Annotated in this window: 14 protein-coding genes; 9 read left to right on the top strand and 5 right to left on the bottom strand. The window is 72.1% G+C overall.

Annotation, left to right across the window (positions count from 1 at the left end):
* Position 1: 1 nt before the first annotated feature.
* The 3 genes from sucC to ACGFMK_RS18390 all read right to left on the bottom strand — a co-directional run bounded on the left by sucC (position 2) and on the right by ACGFMK_RS18390 (position 3268).
* Positions 2–1171 (bottom strand): ADP-forming succinate--CoA ligase subunit beta, encoded by a 1170-nt coding sequence (sucC, locus tag ACGFMK_RS18400; RefSeq protein WP_392764224.1) that lies wholly within the window; start codon positions 1169–1171, stop codon positions 2–4.
* Positions 1172–1289: 118 nt separating this feature from the next.
* Positions 1290–1622: a hypothetical protein gene (locus tag ACGFMK_RS18395; protein ID WP_392764222.1), complete on the bottom strand. Its 333-nt coding sequence runs from the start codon at positions 1620–1622 to the stop codon at positions 1290–1292.
* An 8-nt stretch (positions 1623–1630) separates the two neighbouring features.
* Complete coding sequence (locus tag ACGFMK_RS18390; RefSeq protein ID WP_392764219.1) at positions 1631–3268, bottom strand: hypothetical protein; 1638 nt, start codon at positions 3266–3268, stop codon at positions 1631–1633.
* A 1524-nt stretch (positions 3269–4792) separates the two neighbouring features.
* Between ACGFMK_RS18390 and ACGFMK_RS18385 the strand changes: the two genes are divergently transcribed.
* Complete coding sequence (locus ACGFMK_RS18385; protein ID WP_392764217.1) at positions 4793–5473, top strand: M23 family metallopeptidase; 681 nt, start codon at positions 4793–4795, stop codon at positions 5471–5473.
* 692 nt (positions 5474–6165) lie between these two features.
* On the opposite strand, the gene pcrA is transcribed toward ACGFMK_RS18385, so the two are convergent.
* The gene (pcrA, locus tag ACGFMK_RS18380) at positions 6166–8583 is read right to left on the bottom strand and encodes a DNA helicase PcrA (RefSeq protein ID WP_392764215.1); all 2418 of its coding nucleotides are present in this window, start codon (positions 8581–8583) and stop codon (positions 6166–6168) included.
* Between the two features lie 107 nt (positions 8584–8690).
* Between pcrA and ACGFMK_RS18375 the strand changes: the two genes are divergently transcribed.
* The 7 genes from ACGFMK_RS18375 (at position 8691) to ACGFMK_RS18345 (ending at position 15618) form a co-directional block, all read left to right on the top strand.
* Positions 8691–9116, top strand: a complete 426-nt coding sequence (locus ACGFMK_RS18375) for a DUF1707 domain-containing protein (protein ID WP_392764212.1) — start codon at positions 8691–8693, stop codon at positions 9114–9116.
* Positions 9117–9278: 162 nt separating this feature from the next.
* Positions 9279–9575: a chorismate mutase gene (locus ACGFMK_RS18370; protein ID WP_392764209.1), complete on the top strand. Its 297-nt coding sequence runs from the start codon at positions 9279–9281 to the stop codon at positions 9573–9575.
* A gap of 64 nt (positions 9576–9639) precedes the next feature.
* Positions 9640–9954 carry a hypothetical protein gene (locus ACGFMK_RS18365; protein WP_392764207.1) on the top strand — a complete coding sequence of 105 codons (315 nt, stop codon included), beginning with the start codon at positions 9640–9642 and terminating at the stop codon, positions 9952–9954.
* Between the two features lie 334 nt (positions 9955–10288).
* Positions 10289–11506, top strand: a complete 1218-nt coding sequence (locus ACGFMK_RS18360; RefSeq protein ID WP_392764204.1) for a hypothetical protein — start codon at positions 10289–10291, stop codon at positions 11504–11506.
* Between the two features lie 260 nt (positions 11507–11766).
* Positions 11767–12633 carry a hypothetical protein gene (locus ACGFMK_RS18355; RefSeq protein ID WP_392764201.1) on the top strand — a complete coding sequence of 289 codons (867 nt, stop codon included), beginning with the start codon at positions 11767–11769 and terminating at the stop codon, positions 12631–12633.
* A 215-nt stretch (positions 12634–12848) separates the two neighbouring features.
* Positions 12849–14483: a protein kinase gene (locus ACGFMK_RS18350; protein WP_392764198.1), complete on the top strand. Its 1635-nt coding sequence runs from the start codon at positions 12849–12851 to the stop codon at positions 14481–14483.
* A 13-nt stretch (positions 14484–14496) separates the two neighbouring features.
* A complete protein-coding gene (locus ACGFMK_RS18345; RefSeq protein ID WP_392764195.1) occupies positions 14497–15618 on the top strand; it encodes a serine/threonine-protein kinase in 1122 nt (373 codons plus the stop codon).
* Here the strand turns inward: ACGFMK_RS18345 and ACGFMK_RS18340 are convergent.
* Entirely contained in the window at positions 15615–16517 is a 903-nt protein-coding gene (locus tag ACGFMK_RS18340) for a LysR family transcriptional regulator (RefSeq protein ID WP_392764192.1), read from the bottom strand. The genes ACGFMK_RS18345 and ACGFMK_RS18340 overlap by 4 nt on opposite strands.
* A gap of 103 nt (positions 16518–16620) precedes the next feature.
* Here ACGFMK_RS18340 and ACGFMK_RS18335 point away from each other — a divergent pair, with 103 nt between their 5' ends.
* Positions 16621–17589, top strand: coding sequence for a DMT family transporter (locus ACGFMK_RS18335; RefSeq protein WP_392764189.1), 969 nt, complete (start codon positions 16621–16623; stop codon positions 17587–17589).
* The last annotated feature ends 4 nt before the right edge of the window (positions 17590–17593 follow it).

Below are 17593 nucleotides of genomic sequence, written 5' to 3'. Positions count from 1 at the left end.
TTCACGCACCTGCCGCGGCGAGCTCGGCAGCCTTGTCGGCCGCGTTGTCCATTGTGTCCACCACGGTGACCAGCGGGTGGTTCGCGTCGGCCAGGATCTGGCGACCCTCGACGACGTTGTTGCCGTCCAGGCGGACGACCAGCGGCTTGGCGGCCTCGTCGCCCAGGATCTTCAGGGCCTCGACGATGCCGTTCGCCACCGCGTCGCAGGCGGTGATGCCGCCGAAGACGTTGACGAAGACGCTCTTCACGTCGGTGTCGTTGAGGATGACGTCCAGACCGGCCGCCATGACCTCGGCCGACGCGCCGCCGCCGATGTCGAGGAAGTTCGCCGGCTTCACGCCGCCGTGCTTCTCGCCCGCGTACGCCACGACGTCCAAAGTGGACATGACGAGGCCCGCGCCGTTGCCGATGATGCCGACCTGGCCGTCGAGCTTGACGTAGTTGAGGTTCTTGGCCTTGGCCTTCGCCTCGAGCGGGTTCTCCGCGTCCTTGTCCACCAGGGCCTCGTGGCCCGGCTGGCGGAAGTCCGCGTTCTCGTCGAGGGTGACCTTGCCGTCGAGGGCGATGATCTTGTCCTGCGGGTCACGGACCAGCGGGTTGACCTCGACCAGCGTGGCGTCCTCGGAGACGAAGGTCTCCCAGAGCTTCACGACGACGTCGGCGGCCTCGTCGATGATGTCGGCCGGGAAGTTGCCGGCCTTCAGGATCTCGAGCGCCTTCGCCTTGTCCACGCCGGCGATCGAGTCGACGGGGATCTTCGCGAGCGCTTCGGGGCGCTCGACCGCGAGCTGCTCGATCTCCATGCCGCCTTCGGACGAGGCCATCGCCAGGAAGGTCCGGTTCGCCCGGTCCAGCAGGAAGGAGAAGTAGTACTCGGACGCGATGTCCGAGGCTTCGGCCACCAGCACGCGACGCGTGATGTGGCCCTTGATGTCGAGGCCGAGAATGGCTTCCGCCTTCTCCTTCGCCTCGTCGGGCGTCTGGGCCAGCTTGACGCCGCCCGCCTTCCCACGGCCGCCGACCTTCACCTGCGCCTTGACGACGACCTGGTTACCGATCTGCTCCGCGGCGGCCTTGGCTTCTTCGGGGGTGCTAGCCACCGAGCCCGGCAGAACCGGTACTCCGTGGGCGGCGAAGAGATCCCTCGCCTGGTACTCGTAGAGGTCCACTACTCCAGTCTCCTGACGACACGCCACTGCAGGTGGTCCGCGACCGGACCGCGCTGTCGGACCAGTCGAGGTTAGCGACCTGCGCGAACGGCGGGGACTCCGCACCTGGTGAAGTCGGTCACCGTACGCGGTCAGACGGTGTTCCCGAGGTGTGAGACCGCCCACCGGACAACCATTCCGCCACTTCGCCGGGGGTTTCGAAGACGCCGTTCGCCGGGTCCGCCGGTTCGCCGAGGCGGAAGACGCGAACATCTTTCAGGGTGGTTCGCAGCTCGCCGCCGAGCACCCCCACGGCGTCCGGGTCCTCCTGCTCGGCGATGCGGAGGACCTGCTCGTCGGTGTCCACGGGGCCGGCGTGGACGACCTCCATGCCTTCGTCGCGCAGCACCCGGCCCAGCGCGGCGGCCCGCGGGTCCGGCCCGCCGAGCTCGACGACGAGCACTCGCGGCATCGCCCGGCTCACGCCTTCCGCCGGGCACCCGCGGCCGACACGGCCGCCGCGACCAGCAGGGCGGCGGCCGCGGCGAGCGCGACCCAGAACCCGGTCGCCGGGCTCGCGTCCCCGAGCGAGCCACCGACGAGCGGCAGTTCGGCGGCGTGGAGCACGGCGAGCAGGGCGGCCCCGGCCAGCAGAGCCGCGGCCGGTTTGGGCCGCGACCGCACCGCGAGAACGGCCGCGCCGACGACCACCGCGGCCGCCGTCAGCAGCCCCCACGAAGGTGTGTCGAAGTTCGACCAGAGCCCGGGAGCGACGTAGCCGGGCACGGTGAAGACGGGCAGCCCGAACGCGGCGACGGCCAGCACGGCCCCGGCCACGACGGGCGTGAGCACGCCGCCGTTGGGCTGGGCGCCGTCCCCGGCGTCCTCCCGCTCGACGACCCCGGTGCCGACGGCGGCGAGCGCGGCCAGGACGGCCAGCACGAGCGCGGCGAACGTCCAGGCGGCGCCGGCGCCGAGGTCGTAGGTGAACGCGGGTGTGGCGCCGTTCGGGTCGGCGCCGCCGAACCCGGCGAGGTTGCCGGCCTGGGTGGCGGTCAGCGCGGTGTTCAGCACGGCCGTGCCGGCCAGCACGATCCCGGCCCAGGCGAGCCCGAGCAGCGACCGCGCCACCGGAGCCGTCCGCGTGACGAGCACGCCGAGGCTCAGGACGGCCACCACGATCGCGGCGGTGAGCAGGTACCAGCGGGCCGGGCTTTCGGCGGCCGCGCTGACGGGCGCGGCGGCGGCCGGGTTGAGCGCCGTGACGGCGACCTGGGGCGCGAGGGTGCCGATCACCGCGGCCAGCGCGGTGGCCAGCCCGAGCACGCCGGTCGTCAGCCGCCACCAGAACAGGCCGGGGAGTTTCGCGCCGCCGGCCAGGTTCTCGGCGTCCACATTCGAGGTTTCGGTCAGCCGGGTACCCGCGAGGCCGGCGACGGCCACCATCGCGAGGAGCACGAGGACCGGCCCCCAGGCGACGTGCAGGTCGTCCCGGGAGAGCCCGGCCACCACGGGTGGCAAGGCGATCCCGAAGCCGGTGGCGGCAAGCCCGCCGAGCGCCCCGCGAGCGACACGCTCGGCGGGAGCGGCGAGCGCGAGCACGGCGGTCAACGGCAGCGCCGCGGCGAGCAGCAGGTAGCCGCCGAGGGCGGGCCACGGCCCTTCGAAAGCGGCACGGGCGAGCAGGAAACCGTTGTCCGAGTGGACGGGAGCGGTCAGCAACCCGACCGAAGCGGCGACGGCGAGCAACGGCACGAGCAGACGCCACCGGCGTCGTTCGGGCTCTTCGTCGCGGGCCCGGACGGCCCGCCAGGCAAGCACCCCGGCGGCCACGGTGAGCACGTCCCCGGCGACGAGCAACCAGAACCCGGCGCCGACGGCCGAGCCGCCCAGGAACCGGTCGGGCAGGTAGAGCTCGGGCCGGATGGTGAGCGGCCCGTTGACGGCGAACTGCAGGTCGAGCACCAGCCGCCCGGGAGCCAGCGCGGCCAGCCCGAGCACCACGCCGGCGGCCACGCCGGGCTTGCCGCGCACGGCGACGGCGGCCACGACCGGCCCGAGCGCGAGGACGGCCAGCCAGGGCCAGCTGGTGAAGCCCGGGGCCGCGGCGGGCGACACGGGGACGAAGGCCGCGGCGGTCAGGGCGACGGCGCCGAGGGCGAGGAGTGCAAGGGCCGCGGTCAGCTGCGGGGTGCGGTGGTCCTCGTCGGCCCAGGGGGTGATGGGGGGTTCTTCCCGGGGAGGTTCGGCCGGCCGTTTGCCGGCAGACGCTTGCTTGGCCGCGGATTTCGACGCCGGCTTCGCCCGAGATGGCGCGGGCGGGGAATCTTCAGTGGACTCGATGGGCGCAGCATTTTCACCATAACTCGGCGCCGCGGTGGTCTCCTGGGCACGATCGGCCGACCCGGCGGATCCGCGGGTGGCGGCAAAGCCCAGGGCGGGGGTCTCCTCGGCATCGGCCGGCTCAGCGGACCCGCCGGCGGCACCGAAGCCCGAGACAGAAGTCTCCACCGAATCCGCCGCCGACGCGGAGGGGGACTGCTGCGCGGATGCCGCCGCGGAGTCGGAAGCCGGACGGCCCCGAGGGGCCTCAGTGGACTCCGGCGCCGTCGCTGGCTGCGCAGTGCCGGCCGGCTGCGCGGATGCCGCCGCGGAGCCGGAAGCCGGGCGACCCCGAGGTGCCTCAGTGGACTCCGGCGCCGTCGCTGGCTGCGCAGTGCCGGCTGACTGCGCAGTGCCGGCCGACTGTGCAGCGCCCGCTGGCTGTGCGGTGCCGGCCGACTGTGCGGTGCCGGCCGACTGTGCGGTGCCGGCCGACTGTGCAGCGCCGGCCGACTGTGCAGCGCCGGCCGACTGTGCAGCGCCAGCCGACTGTGCAGCGCCGGCCGACTGTGGGGGTCGGGTTGCTGCCGTGAAACCGAGTGCGGGGGTCTCTGCCGAGTCCGGCGTCGGCTGGGCGGCGGGGAAGCCCACCGTCGGCGGCTCCGGTGTGGCGGCCGGCGCGTCGGGGCGCGTTCGCTTGCCGGTGGGGGCCGGGGTTCGGGGGGTGCCCGGGGAGGCGGGGGCGCTCCCGGCTGGGGGCTCTGAGCGTGGGGGCATTGCCCGCGAACCTAGCAAGTCCGGACCGCTGCGGAGGCGTTGCCGGGGCTCGAGTCGTCGAGCGGCCCTCAACGCCGCCCCGCAAATCCTTATTCCGTGGGCGCCGGGGCCTCGGACGGCTCCGTGACCTCCGAACGGCCGGAAACGCTGTAAGCCAAGTCACACCGAACGCCGTAAACCCCCTCTAACTTTGCGTAATTCCCACAGGTGGACGCAAGATCGAGACCACCCGATCGGCCGACGGACGGGGCACATCTTGCTTACAGCGGTGCCCCTTCGTTACTGTCCCCCGGTCCCCATTACAGTCAGGTCACGAAGTAGGACACCGAGCAAACCACCCCCGAGGTTGGCTCACCGGGTTCCCCCGCCCGCGGTCCTAGGCCCGGCTCCCCGACGATGGAAGGCCCTGTCTTGGCTTCACACCGCTCCCCCGGCGGCCAAGCTCCTTCCCCGGCATTGAAGGACGCACTGCAAGGTGCGGTCGTTCGTGTCCGGGGTGCGCACCGCATCGCCCCGCCCTCCTCGGCCCTCCGTGGCCGTGTCGTGGTCGCCGCCGTGGCGGCTGGTGCGTTTGCGGCCGCCGCCGCGGGCTCGACCCTCAAGACGGTCACCGACTCGGACACCGCCGTGACGCCCCTGGCCAACAGCCAGGACGCCAGCGCGTCGCTCACCGCGGGAGGTGCGGGCTCCGGGGGCGCCCCCGAGCTCCTGCCCACCGGCCACACCGTCGACGCTTCCGCCGAAGCCGCGAAGCTCGCCGACAGCGCCTCGATCACGCAGGCCCGCGAGCAGCGCGAAGCCGACGCCGCCAAGAAGGCCGCCGAAGAAGCCTCTCGCCCCAAGACCTGCCTGCCCGCGCACGGCACCTTCACCTCGGGCTTCGGTGCCCGGTGGGGCACGAGCCACCTCGGCATCGACATCGCCAACGCGATCGGCACCCCGATCTACGCCGCCTCCGACGGCACCGTGATCGAGGCCGGCCCGGCCAGCGGTTTCGGCCTGTGGGTCCGGGTCCAGCTCCAGGACGGCACGATCCAGGTCTACGGCCACATGAACAGCTTCTCCGTCAAGGAGGGCCAGAAGGTCAAGTGCGGCGAGCAGATCGCCGAGATCGGCAACCGCGGCCAGAGCACCGGCCCGCACCTGCACTTCGAGGTCTGGCAGGACGGCACGAAGAAGATCGACCCCCGGCCCTGGCTGGCCGCGCGCGGCATCGTCATCTGAGTCGTCCGAATCGTCCGACCCGTTCACGGCCGCGCGAGAGCTGCCCGGCAGCCGCGCGGCCGAGGTCGTGAGAGGCACCGAAGCGAGCCTCGGCACGGACACCGCCTGAGGCCGCCCCGGGACGCGCGAGGTGGTCCGGACCACCCGCGGCGCTCCCCAGCCCGCCAGCACGCTTCTCAGCGCCCGGAAACGCCTACCGATGGCTTCCCGGCAGACGGCGGATGAAGTACGCCACCGCGACCTGCCAGACCGTGCAGAGCTCTGCCGGTCTTCGCACCGGCCACCAGCCCCACGCCACCGCGGTCTTCGCGGAGCGGACACGCGCGGCCCTCCGGGCCCTGGTCGTCCAGCGGCGTCCCCGGCCGCAGGTGACACAGTGCCCGTCCGCGCCCAGTTCGTGCTGCCTGAGCAGCGCTCGCCAGGCGGCGGCCAGCCGGCACGCCTCCGCTCCCGCACGCGAAGGAATTCCTGAAGCCCCCGAAGGCTCCCGACCCCGATCCGGAACCGTCGTCCCCAGGACTCCTCGCAAATAATTTTGTACCCCTTCGGCCAGCAGGCCAAACAGCACCGCGTCCACACCAGGCTCCCCCTCCGTCGAACTCGTGTTCGATTACGGGGTCAGTTCTACCGGTGGGGTACGACGATTCCGGCGGCGATCGCCGAGATCGCCGCCGGGATCACCCGTAAGAGTGTTAGAGCTTCACCATCGGGACGCTGCCGATGAGCATCAGCCGGACCTTGCCGGCCGCGCCGAAGTCGATCGTCGCCGTCGCGCGCGGGCCGACGCCGTCGCACGAGACGACCGTGCCCAGGCCGTACTTGTCGTGGCTGACGCGGTCGCCGACGTCCAGCTTCAGCGCCACCGTGTCCTTCCAGCCTTTGCCGAAGGAACTCACGCCAGGGGAGGAAGAGGGCGCCGACGAAGACCGGCCGCCCCAGGTGGTCGCCGCCCGCGGCGTGCCGCGCGAACCGCTGCCGAACGAGCCGAAGCCGCGGCTGGACGGCTCCAGTCGCCGCCAGTCGACGAGGTCCGGCGGCAGCTCGTCCAGGAACCGCGAAGCCGGGTTCATCGACGGCTGTCCCCACGCCGACCGCGTGATCGCGCGCGAGACGTACAACCGCTTGCGGGCCCGCGTGATCGCGACGTACGCGAGCCGCCGTTCCTCGGCGAGCTCGGTCGGGTCGCCCAGCGCACGCATGTGCGGGAAGACGCCGTCCTCCCAGCCGGTGCAGAACACGACCGGGTACTCCAGGCCCTTCGCGGTGTGCACGGTCATCAGCGTGACCACGCCCGCCCCGCCGTCGCCTTCCTCGCCACCGTCCGGAGAAGGCACCGAGTCGGCGTCCGCGACCAGCGACACGCGCTCCAGGAACGCGGGCAGCGAACCCGGCGCCGGGACACCCTCGTCCACGACCAGCTCGGCGTTCTCGTCCGCGACGATCTCGGCGGTGATCTCGGTGAACTCGCGGGCCACCGTGACGAGCTCGGTCAGGTTCTCCACGCGCGTCGCGTCCTGCGGGTCGTCCGACTCCTCGAGCTCGACGCGGTAGCCGGTCTTGTCCATCACGGCTTCGAGGACGTCGTGCACCTCGGCCCCGGAGGTGATCAGGTCGCCGAGCTCGTCCAGCAGCGCGACGAACCCGCCGATCGCCTTGACCGAGCGCGGGTTCAGCAGCGGCACCTTGTCCTCGGCGGCGTCCCGCAGCGCCTGGGCGAACGAGATCCGCTCGCGCTCGGCGTGCGTCGCCACGACGGCTTCGGCGCGGTCGCCGATGCCGCGCTTGGGCACGTTCAGCACGCGCCGCAGGCTGACCGTGTCCTCCGGGTTCGCCAGCACCCTGAGGTAGGCGACCATGTCGCGGACTTCGCGCCGCTCGTAGAACCGCACGCCGCCGACGACCTTGTACGGCAGGCCGAGCCGGATGAAGATCTCTTCGAAGACGCGGGACTGGTTGTTGGTGCGGTAGAAGACGGCGACGTCGGAGTAGTCGGCTTCGCCCTTCTCCGCCAGCGCGTCGATCTCGTTCGCGACGAACGCGGCCTCGTCGTGGTCGTTGTCCGAGACGTAGCCGACGATCTTCTCGCCGTCGCCCGAATCGGTCCACAGCCGCTTCGCCCGCCGGTTCGGGTTCCGCTCGATCACGGCGTTGGCCGCGGACAGGATCGTCTGCGTGGAGCGGTAGTTCTGCTCCAGCAGGATGGTGTGCGCGTTCGGGAAGTCCCGCTCGAACTCCTCGATGTTGCGGATCGTCGCGCCGCGGAAGGCGTAGATCGACTGGTCCGCGTCACCGACGACGACCAGCTCGGCCGGCTCGACGCCCGACTCGTTCGGCGCGGTCCCGGCCAGTTCGCGGACCAGGGTGTACTGCGCGTGGTTCGTGTCCTGGTACTCGTCGACCAGCACGTGCCGGAAGCGCCGCCGGTAGTACTCGGCGACGGCCGGGAACGCCTGCAGCAGCGAGACCGTGCGCATGATGAGGTCGTCGAAGTCGAAGGCGTTGGCCTGGTTCAGCCGCCGCTGGTACTCGGCGTAGACCTCGGCGACGCGGCGCTCGAGGTCGTTGCCCGCGTTGGCCGCCGCCTCTTCGGCGTCGACGAGTTCGTTCTTCAGGTTCGAGATGTGGATGGCGAGCGTGCGGGCGGCGTAGCGCTTCGGGTCGATGTCGAGGTCCCGCGCGACGAGCGTGATGAGCCGCTTGGTGTCGTCCGAGTCGTAGATGGAGAAGCTCGACGACATGTCCAGCGTCTTGGCTTCACGGCGCAGGATCCGCACGCACATCGAGTGGAAGGTCGACACCCACATGGCGTTCGCGCGGCGCCCGACGAGTGCGGCGACGCGGTCGCGCATCTCGGCGGCGGCCTTGTTGGTGAACGTGATCGCCATGATTTCGCCGGGGTGCACCCGGCGTTGCCCGAGCAGGTAGGCGATCCGGCGGGTCAGCACCCGGGTCTTGCCCGACCCCGCACCCGCGACCACCAGCAGCGGGCCACCGGCGTGGGTGACGGCTTCGCGCTGGGCGGGGTTGAGGTCCTCGAGCAGATCGGCCTGCCCGCCGGAAGCGGGCTTGCGCGCGGGGGTCTCGGCGGGGAGATCGAAGAGGGTGTCCATCGTCCGTCCACGCTACCCCGGGCGGGTGGGCTACCGCGTCAGGCGTAGCGGGAGATGTCGCCTGGCGCCCGACGCGCCGGGGGCCCGCCGCGCGGAGCATCGGCTGTATGGAAGACATCCACCCCGCCCGCCTCCGGGCCGCCGACGCCGATCGCGAGCGCGTCGCCACCGCTGTCCAGTCCGCCGGCACCGAAGGCCGGCTCACCCTCGACGAGGTCGAAGAGCGCCTCACCCACGTCTACGCCGCGAAGTTCACCGACGAGCTGACCGCGCTCACCGCCGACCTGCCGCGGCCGGTGCCGCAGTGGCCCGGTTTCCCGCTGTCCCGGGCGGCGCTGCGCCGTCACCCCGCGCTGCGGCTGCACCTCGCCGTGGTGGTCGCCATCGCGGTGGTGGCGATCGTCCGGTGGGCCGTGCTGGGCGCCGGCTTCTTCTGGCCGGCCTTCCCCATGTTCTGGCTCGCGGTGAGCCTCTTCGTTCATGCGGGGGTCCGCTCGGCCCGGGAACGCGCCCGGACGGCTGTGCCATACTGAAGTCATGCGGCGCTACGCAGAGCGATTTTTCTACGGGACCCGGACTCCGGCTCCCGTGATCGCGTAGTGCCCGAACCCGCCATCACGCCAGCCCCGGAGTCCACGGACCCGGGGCTGTCGCCGTCCCTGGGGCCGGATCCGGGCTTCAAGGAAGAGGTCCCGATGAACGCACAAGCGACGAACGCCGACGGCCAGCCCGCCGAGGACACCCCCGCCGGTGACGACATCGCGGCACTGCGGCAGGAGATCGACTGGCTCGACAAGGAGATCCTGCGGCTGGTGAAACGCCGGGTCGAGGTGTCGAAGACGATCGGCGCCGCGCGGATGGCCGCCGGCGGCACGCGCATCGTCTACAACCGCGAGATGGACGTCCTCGCGCGCTACCGCGAGCTGGGCCCCGACGGCCGTCAGCTGGCCATGGCGCTGCTGAACCTGGGCCGTGGGCGGCTCGGCCGGTAACGGTTGGCCGAATTCGGGGTCTTCCCCGAGGCACCGGCGGCCCCGGTGCGGGCAGACTGAGGTCATGGACTGGATCGTGAACCTCATCGCCGTCATCGTCGCTCTCGCGAGCGTGCTGGCCGCACTGGGCCATGTGGGTTATCTGGCCCTGCTCAACAACGCGGCGGGTAAGCGTGCCGGCGGCGCTCCGGTCGCGCAGTACGTCCGCAGCCGGTGGGCGATTGCCGGCGGTACCACTGCGGCGTCGTTGTTCGCCTGGTTGCTCACGGCCGGGGGACCGACGCTCGACATCGCCGCGATCGTCGTCGCTGCGGGTAGCGGCGTGGTGGCCACGAAGGCGCTGCAGTCGACCCGGGATCGCTACCGCACCGGCAGCTGAATGGCCTGAGCTGCGGTGATTGCGCTGCGTGAAAACGCGTAGGGTCAGCTTCCCCCTTTCGGTCGCGCCCGACCGAGTGAAACCTCTGCAACTTGCAGGTTTGGGGGCGACTTTCTACGCCGGATGCTCCTAATGTTGGGGCCGTGAGGACCCTTGCGCCTGGGTCGGGCGACGCCCGGAAGGCGCGCGGGGGCACTGGCCCCGCGCGTCCATTCTCGCATGCGCGTGCATCTGCGCAGGATTCCGAACAGGATTCCGCGCGTGAGGGTGCTCCGTTCGGGTTGACCGGGGGCGCCGCGGCGTCAGGACCGGACCGGCGGGTGGTCGAGTCCGCATGAGCAACGGCACGGAGTTCCACGGCCGCGGCACCGCCCCCGCGCACCCCGGACGGCACCGGCAGGGCGTCACCGACGGCTGGACGCCGCCGGCGCCGCCGTACCGTCCGGTGCGCCACTGCGCGGAGGAGACGGCGCCGATCGACGTGCCGATCTCCGGCTCGCTCCCGCTCCCCCAGCCGAGCCGGCCGCTGCTGCCCCAGCCGCGCGACCGGCGGCCCGCGCACTTCCCCGCCGCCCAGGGCCACCTGCCACTGGACGACGGCTTCGGCGAGCCGGGCCCGGTCTCGATGCCCGACACCGAGTCGCGCGCCGACCAGGCCGCCCGCCGCACGCGGGTCTCGCTCGCCAGCCCGAAACCGCGCCGCGTCGAACCCGACGATGACGACGTCCGCATCTACGCCGCCCCGCCGATCGACGCCATCGACGGGCTCGGCGGCTTCCCGATCGGCTCGGTGCCCGCGTCGGTGACCCCGCCGAAGACCTGGCGGAAGGCGGCGTGGTTCGCCACCGGCGCGTCCGGCGCCGTGGTCGTCGGGCTGCTGTTCGCCGGGTCCTTCCTGGTCGGCAAGCCGCCGATGGACCAGGCCGTGCAGGGCGCGTGGCCCGGGTACCAGGGCGCCCCGACGGTGGACGACCCCGCGAACGACGACCGGCACCAGCCGACCTCCCGGCCCGGCGGGTCCACGGCGGGCCCGGACAGCACGCGGCAGCCGGACGACGCGAGCGCGACGAACGGCACGACCGACGGCGGCGGCGGCGCCGGGCCGGTCGACGGCGCGTCCCCGCCGCCCCCGGGCAGCACGTCGGGGCCGACGGCCACCGACGACCCGCCCACGACCACCAGGGTGCCGCAGAAGCCGCCGGTCACCATGGCCGAGCGCGAGACGCAGGCGAAAGCGCCGTGGTGGTACTCCTTTCCGCCCGACGTCCAGACCCTGGGCGACAACTCGGAGAAGTTCTTCAACACGGTCACGACCGACCCCGGCACGGCCTCGTCGGTGACCACCGGCGAGCTGCACGACCAGGGGCCGCGGGCACTCGCCGAGCGGTACGCCGGCATCGCCTACTTCGAGGTCAAGAAGGTCAGCATCGACCAGCAGCGCGGCGTCACGGTGAACACCGTCGAGATCACGCACGATGACGGGACCAAGACGATCGAGCAGCGCACGCTGACGTTCGGAGACGGCGACAAGATCACCAGCGACGGACAGTGACCGAACCTGCACGTGCGGTTCGCCCGTTCCGATGCACGTGCGGTGCGCCGAGCGGTTAGGCCTGGTCCGGGTGGGTGACATAAGCTGCCGCTCGTCGTATCGCGGAGGCATTCCGGCGACAGAGCCTGGTGATTGCCTTCCGCGCAGGGTTACCTAACGACAGCAGGTCCGGAACCGGCCACGAGTCGTCCATCCGGACCAACGGGCACCCGGCCGAACGGCCGAGTGCCCGTCCCCGGAACCCCAGAGCGAGGACTTTCGTGCTTGATCGGCAGCGCACACGGCGTGAGGTACCCAACGCCGTCCGCGTCGAGGACGTGATCCCTGCCGAGATTCTCGACGGCGTCGGTGACGCCGACCGGGACTATCTCGAGCAGGTCTTCCGCGATCCGCAGAAGTTCCTGCCGCCGCGCCCGGAACCGGACCGCGAGGCCGAGCAGGCCGACGACCAGGGTGAACCGGAGAGCCGGTTCGTCCGGCGCGCCAAGCTGGCCGGGCTCCTCGCCGCCGGCGCGCTCGTCGCCGGTGCCGTGGTCGCCGCACCCATGCTGACCAGCGCGCACCGCGCCGCGTCCGCCGACGGCCAGTCCACGCCCGCCGGGTTCACCGGCGCCGCGGAGCTCGGCGGCCTCGCCGTCCCGCAGCGCCAGGCCGGCGGCGGCACGCCGGAGCAGCCCGGCCCGGCCACCCAGGGCACCACGCACTCCGGCGGTGCCCCGTCGGCCCAGGAGTCGACCTCCGGTGGCAGCCCGCAGCCGCAGGCGGCGCCCAAGACGGCGGACGCGGTGCCGGACGCGGCCGCGGACCCGCGCAGCGCGACCCGGAAGATCCAGGCCGTCAAGGACTTCTACGCCGCGATCGCCAAGAACTCGAACGGCGCGCTGGCCCTGCTCAGCCCGACGCTGGCCGACGGCGCCGCCGGTGAGCTGGTCCGCACGTGGAGCGCGATGGACGCGATCGACGTCCAGGAAGCGGACACCCAGATCAAGCCGGACGGCTCGATCCTGGCCGTCGCCACGCTCCACCGGCCGGACGGCGCGCTGGTGCGCGTGACCCAGCTGTTCCGGGTCGCGGACACCGGCGGATTGATCACCGAAGCCGAGCTCGTCTCCGCCCAGTACATGTAGCCCAGGGCGATCACTCCTTCACCCGTGGTTCAAGTGCCCCTACCGGATTCGTGTGCGCAGAGTGAGCGCCTAGCCTAGTCACGCGCCGGTCTCGGAAAAGCCGGCTCACAGCCCACGACATGTGCATACGCTCCAGCGAAGCGGCGTGCTCGTGGCCGCGTCACCAGGAACCAATCCTCACGCCCTGGTGAAGACGGAGCCCAAAGGGAGGTCGCGTGAGCGACGAGGGTCGTCTGGTCGCCGGTCGGTATCGCATCGTCGGCCGGATCGGCACGGGCGCGATGGGGGCCGTCTGGCAGGCGCACGACGAGATCCTGGGCCGCACCGTGGCCATCAAGCAGCTCCTGCTCCAGCCGCACCTGGACGAGCACGACGCCGAGGACGCCCGGCAGCGCACCATGCGCGAGGGCCGGATCGCGGCGCGGCTGCACCACCCGAACGCCATCTCCGTCTTCGACGTCGTCACCGACGACAACGGCCAGCCGTGCCTGATCATGGAGTACCTCAACTCCACCAGCCTGGCGGCCGTCCTGCAGGAACGCCGCACGCTGCCGCCGGTCGAGGTGGCGCGCATCGGCGCCCAGGTCGCCGCGGCGCTGCGCGAGGCCCACGCGGTCGGCATCGTGCACCGCGACATCAAGCCGGGCAACATCCTGCTCGGCGGCAACGGCACGGTGAAGATCACCGACTTCGGCATCTCCCGCGCCAAGGACGACGTCACGGTCACCAAGACCGGGATGATCGCCGGCACCCCCGCCTACCTGGCCCCCGAAGTCGCCATCGGCGGTGATCCCGGTCCGGAGTCCGACGTGTTCTCCCTCGGGTCCACGCTGTACGCCGCGTGCGAGGGCCAGCCGCCGTTCGGCCTGTCCGAGAACACGCTGAGCCTGCTGCACGCCGTCGCCGCCGGGCAGATCAACCCGCCGCGCCAGTCCGGGCCGCTGGCGAGCGTGCTGGCCGTGCTGCTGCACCCGGACACCGAGCACCGGCCGACCGCCGAGGAGTGCGAGGAGCTGCTCGCCGCCGTCGCGCGGGGCGAACTGCCGCTCGGCGGGCCGGCGGAGGAGACCATGCTGGCCCCCGCGGCCGGCGTGCTGGGCGCGGCCGCGCTGGCCGACCCCGGCGCGACCCAGATGTTCGACGAGATCCCCGCGGGTCACTCGGGCACGCTGCTGGGCGACGCGGCGCCGACGCAGGCCGTCCCGTACTACGACGAGGACGACTACGCCGAGGGCACGGGCTACCCCGAGAACGACTACGACCGCGGGTACACGCGCTACCCGGAGGACGATCACCCGTACGAGGCCGGAGGCGTGCCTCCCGGGCTCGCCGCGACCCGCGCGGTGCCGGTGCCCCCGCACGGCCAGCAGGACCCGTACGCGGACGACTACGAAGACTACGAAGACGAGCCGGCCCCGCCTCCCCCGCCGCGGCAGCGGCCGCAGGCGAGCCCGCCCCCGGACGACGACGAGAAACCCGGCGCCTGGAAGCGCCCGGCGATCATCGGCGGCATCGTGGTCATCGGCCTGGTCGCGCTGGGGGTCTGGCTGCTGAGCCCGAACAACCCCGAGAACCCGGCGACGCCGATCTCGAGCAACCGGCCGACCCCGGCCGCGACGTCGCAGTCGCTGCCGTCGACGACGGACGAGCTGCCGACCAGCACGGTCGACCTGCCGTCGAGCACGGAGGAGCCGACCACGTCGGCGAAGCGAACCACAACACGGCAGACTGAGCCGCAGCAAACGACTCCGAAGACCACGCCGAAGACCACAACCTCGGAGCCCACGACCACTCCGTCCACCAGCGAACCGCCGACCACATCGAGCTCGCAGCCTCCGGCTGGCGGATGATCAAGGATCAGTCTTGAGTTCTGAAGGCACCATCGTCGGCGGCCGGTTCCGGCTGGACCAGCCGATCGGCCGCGGCCGCGCCGGGATCGTGTGGCTGGCGTTCGATACGCGGCTGTTCCGCACCGTCGCGATGAAGCGGATGTACCTGCCCGTCGGCGCCGGTGACCGCGCCGAACAGGCGCGCGCGGCCGCCATGCAGGAGGGCAAGGACGCGGCCCGGATCGAGCACGCGTCCGCCATCAAGGTGTTCGACGTGCTGCCCGAGGGCCAGGACGTCTGGCTGGTGATGGAGTACATCCCGTCGCGCAGCATGGCGACGTTCCTCGCCGAGCACGGCCGGCTCACCCCGGACCAGGCGGCGGCGCTGGGGATCCAGCTCGGGAACGCGCTCACCGCGATCCACGCGGCCGGGTTCGTGCACCGCACGCTCGAGCCGGGCACCGTGCTGCTGGCCGACGACGGCGGGGTGAAGCTCACCGACATCGGCATCAGCGGCGGCGGGCCGAGCCCGGCGTACGTGGCGCCCGAGGTTGCGCGCGGCCTGCCGCCGTCACCGCCCGCGGACGTCTTCTCCCTCGGCGCGACGCTCTACACCTCGGTGGAGGGCGTGCCGCCGTTCGGCGAAGACGGGCAGTCTTCGGAGCGTCCGGCGCAGAACGCCGGGGTGCTCACCGCGGCGCTGCGCAAGATGCTGCGCACGGACCCGGCCACCCGGCCGACGATGGCGGACACGGTCCGGGCGCTGAGCGCGATCACCGAAGGCCGGGAGACGGCGTTCATCCCGCCGACCGCGCCCGGAATGCCACCGCCGCCGGCCCCGCCGGCGCCCCCGTTCAACCCGGCGCACACGCCCGCGGCACCGCCGCTGCCGCCGTCGGGACCGCAGTACCAGCAGCAGATCCCGCTCACCACGCCCGCACCCGGTTTCTCCTCGGCGGAGGAGACGCAGCGGATGCAGCCGGTGGCGGCGCCGGGTCAGCAGGCGACGCAGTACATTCCGCCGCCGGCTCCCCAGCCGCAGAAGGCCGCGGACGAGTGGAACCTGCCGGTGTCGAAGAAGACGCTGATCACCGTGGCCGCGATCCTCGCGGCCGTGCTGGTCGGCATCCTCGTGTCGGAACTGTTCTTCGTTTAAGCCACTTTCGCGGTCGCCGCGCGCATCGCTTCGAGCAGCGTGCGGACGGCCGGGTGCCCCCAGGCGCGCGTCGCGACGGCGGCGTGGATCGCCCGGATCGGCTCCGGGTGGCGGATCTTGCGGACGATCACGCCGGGGTGCTGCGAGCCGAGCCCGAGCTCCGGGATCAGCCCGACGCCGATGCCGGCCGCGATGAACCCCTGTGCCGTCTGGTAGTCCTCGGACTCGACGACGACGTTCGGCGCGAACCCGGCCTGCGCGCAGGCGCCGAGCAGGATGTCGCGGCAGACGCCGGGCATGCCGTCGACGCCGACCCACGGCTCCTCGGCGAACTCGGTCAGGTCGAGCACGCGCTTGCGGGCCAGCGGATGGGTTTTCGGCAGCACCGCGCGGTACGGGTCGTCGAGCAGGTGGACCAGCTCGACGCCCTTGCCGGGCGGGGTCTTGCGGGGGAAGACCGTGATCGCGACGTCGGCCTCGCCCGACTCGACGTCGGCCAGCGGGTCCAGGGGTTCGACGAGCTTGAGGTCGAGGCGCACGCCGGGGTGCTCGCGGCGAACCGCGGCGATGGCGGGCGGGACCAGGGACGCGCCGGCCGTCGCGAAGTAGCGGATGGTGATGCGGCCGATGCGACCCTCCTTGAGCTCGGTCAGCGCGGCCTCGGCCTTCGCGAGCTCGGTGCTCAGCGTCTCGGCGTGCTCGGACAGCAGTGAGCCCGCCGGCGTCGGCCGGACGCCGCGGCCGACGCGTTCGAGCAGTTCGGTGCCCGCCTCGCGTTCCAGCGCGGAGAGCTGCTGGCTGATCGCGGACGGCGTGTAGCCGAGGTTGCGGGCCGCGGCGGTGATCGACCCGCTGGTGATCACGGCGCGGAGGACCTGCATGCGGCGGACGTCGAGCATGGCCCGATCGTACAGCTCGGCTTAAGTGTTCCTACAGTTATTTGCGCTTGTCCTTACGTCTTGCCGCGACGAAGCTGGCGATGATCGTTGAAGGAGGACTGGGGTGGGCGAGACGAAGACCCTGCTCAGGATCGCCGCGCTGGCGCTGATGTGGGGCTCGAGTTTCTTCTGGATCAAGCTGGGGCTGGGGATGTTCTCGCCGGTGCAGCTGGTCCTGGCACGGCTGGTGCTGGGCGCGGCCATGCTTCTGCTGCTGTGCAAGCTGCAGCGGGCCCAGCTGCCGCGCGACCGGCGGATGTGGGGGCACCTGACCGTCGCGGCCTTCTTCCACAACGCGCTGCCGTTCCTGCTGTTCGCGATCGGCGAGACGACGGTCGACTCGGGGATCACCGGCGTGCTGAACTCGACGACGCCGCTGTGGGTGCTGCTCGCCGCGCCGATGATGGGGACGACGTCGCGAATGACCGGGACGCGGCTGGCGGGCCTGCTCGTCGGCCTCGGCGGGATCCTGCTGATCTTCGCGCCGTGGCAGGCGTCGGGCCTGCTGAGCTGGGGCGCGCTGGCCTGCCTCGCGGCGGCGGCGAGCTACGGCTTCGCGTTCGTCTACGAAGGCAAGTACCTGTCGGGGACGTCGACGTCGCCGTACGCGCTCTCGGCCAGCCAGATGCTGCTGGCGAGCGGCTTCCTGCTGCTGGCCCTGCCGGCGGGCGGGTTCACGCCGGTGCACTTCGGGGTGGGGCCCCTGCTCGCGATGCTGGTGCTCGGCATCGGTTCGACAGGAATCGCGTTCGCGTTGAACTACCAGCTGCTGGCGAGCGAAGGCGCGGTGGCGGCCTCGGTCGTCGGGTACCTGCTGCCGGTGGTCTCGGTGCTGCTGGGCGCGGTGTTCCTGGGCGAGCAGCTCAACCTGCGGGTGATCGCGGGCATGCTGGTCGTCCTCGGCGGGGTCGCGCTGACCCGCCTCCAGAAGCCGGAGCGAGGGGTCTTGGCGGAGCCTGGTGACCAAGCGGATGGGCTTGGTGACGACACCACCGGACGCGCGCCCAGACCCCTCGCTCCTCTGGCCGACTGAGGTC

Origin of the sequence: Amycolatopsis sp. NPDC049252, from assembly GCF_043197175.1 — a bacterium.
In the GTDB taxonomy this organism is placed as follows: domain Bacteria; phylum Actinomycetota; class Actinomycetes; order Mycobacteriales; family Pseudonocardiaceae; genus Amycolatopsis.
Note: the sequence above shows the minus strand (reverse complement) of the source record. Positions and strands in the feature narration are given on the sequence as shown.

Excerpts from the sequence above, each read along its gene's own strand:
- ACGFMK_RS18395 (WP_392764222.1), bottom strand. The coding sequence starts at position 1,622 with ATGCCGCGAGTGCTCGTCGTCGAGCTCGGCGGGCCGGACCCGCGGGCC.
- pcrA (WP_392764215.1), bottom strand. The coding sequence starts at position 8,583 with ATGGACACCCTCTTCGATCTCCCCGCCGAGACCCCCGCGCGCAAGCCC.
- ACGFMK_RS18375 (WP_392764212.1), top strand. The coding sequence starts at position 8,691 with ATGGAAGACATCCACCCCGCCCGCCTCCGGGCCGCCGACGCCGATCGC.
- ACGFMK_RS18370 (WP_392764209.1), top strand. The coding sequence starts at position 9,279 with ATGAACGCACAAGCGACGAACGCCGACGGCCAGCCCGCCGAGGACACC.
- ACGFMK_RS18365 (WP_392764207.1), top strand. The coding sequence starts at position 9,640 with ATGGACTGGATCGTGAACCTCATCGCCGTCATCGTCGCTCTCGCGAGC.
- ACGFMK_RS18360 (WP_392764204.1), top strand. The coding sequence starts at position 10,289 with ATGAGCAACGGCACGGAGTTCCACGGCCGCGGCACCGCCCCCGCGCAC.
- ACGFMK_RS18340 (WP_392764192.1), bottom strand. The coding sequence starts at position 16,517 with ATGCTCGACGTCCGCCGCATGCAGGTCCTCCGCGCCGTGATCACCAGC.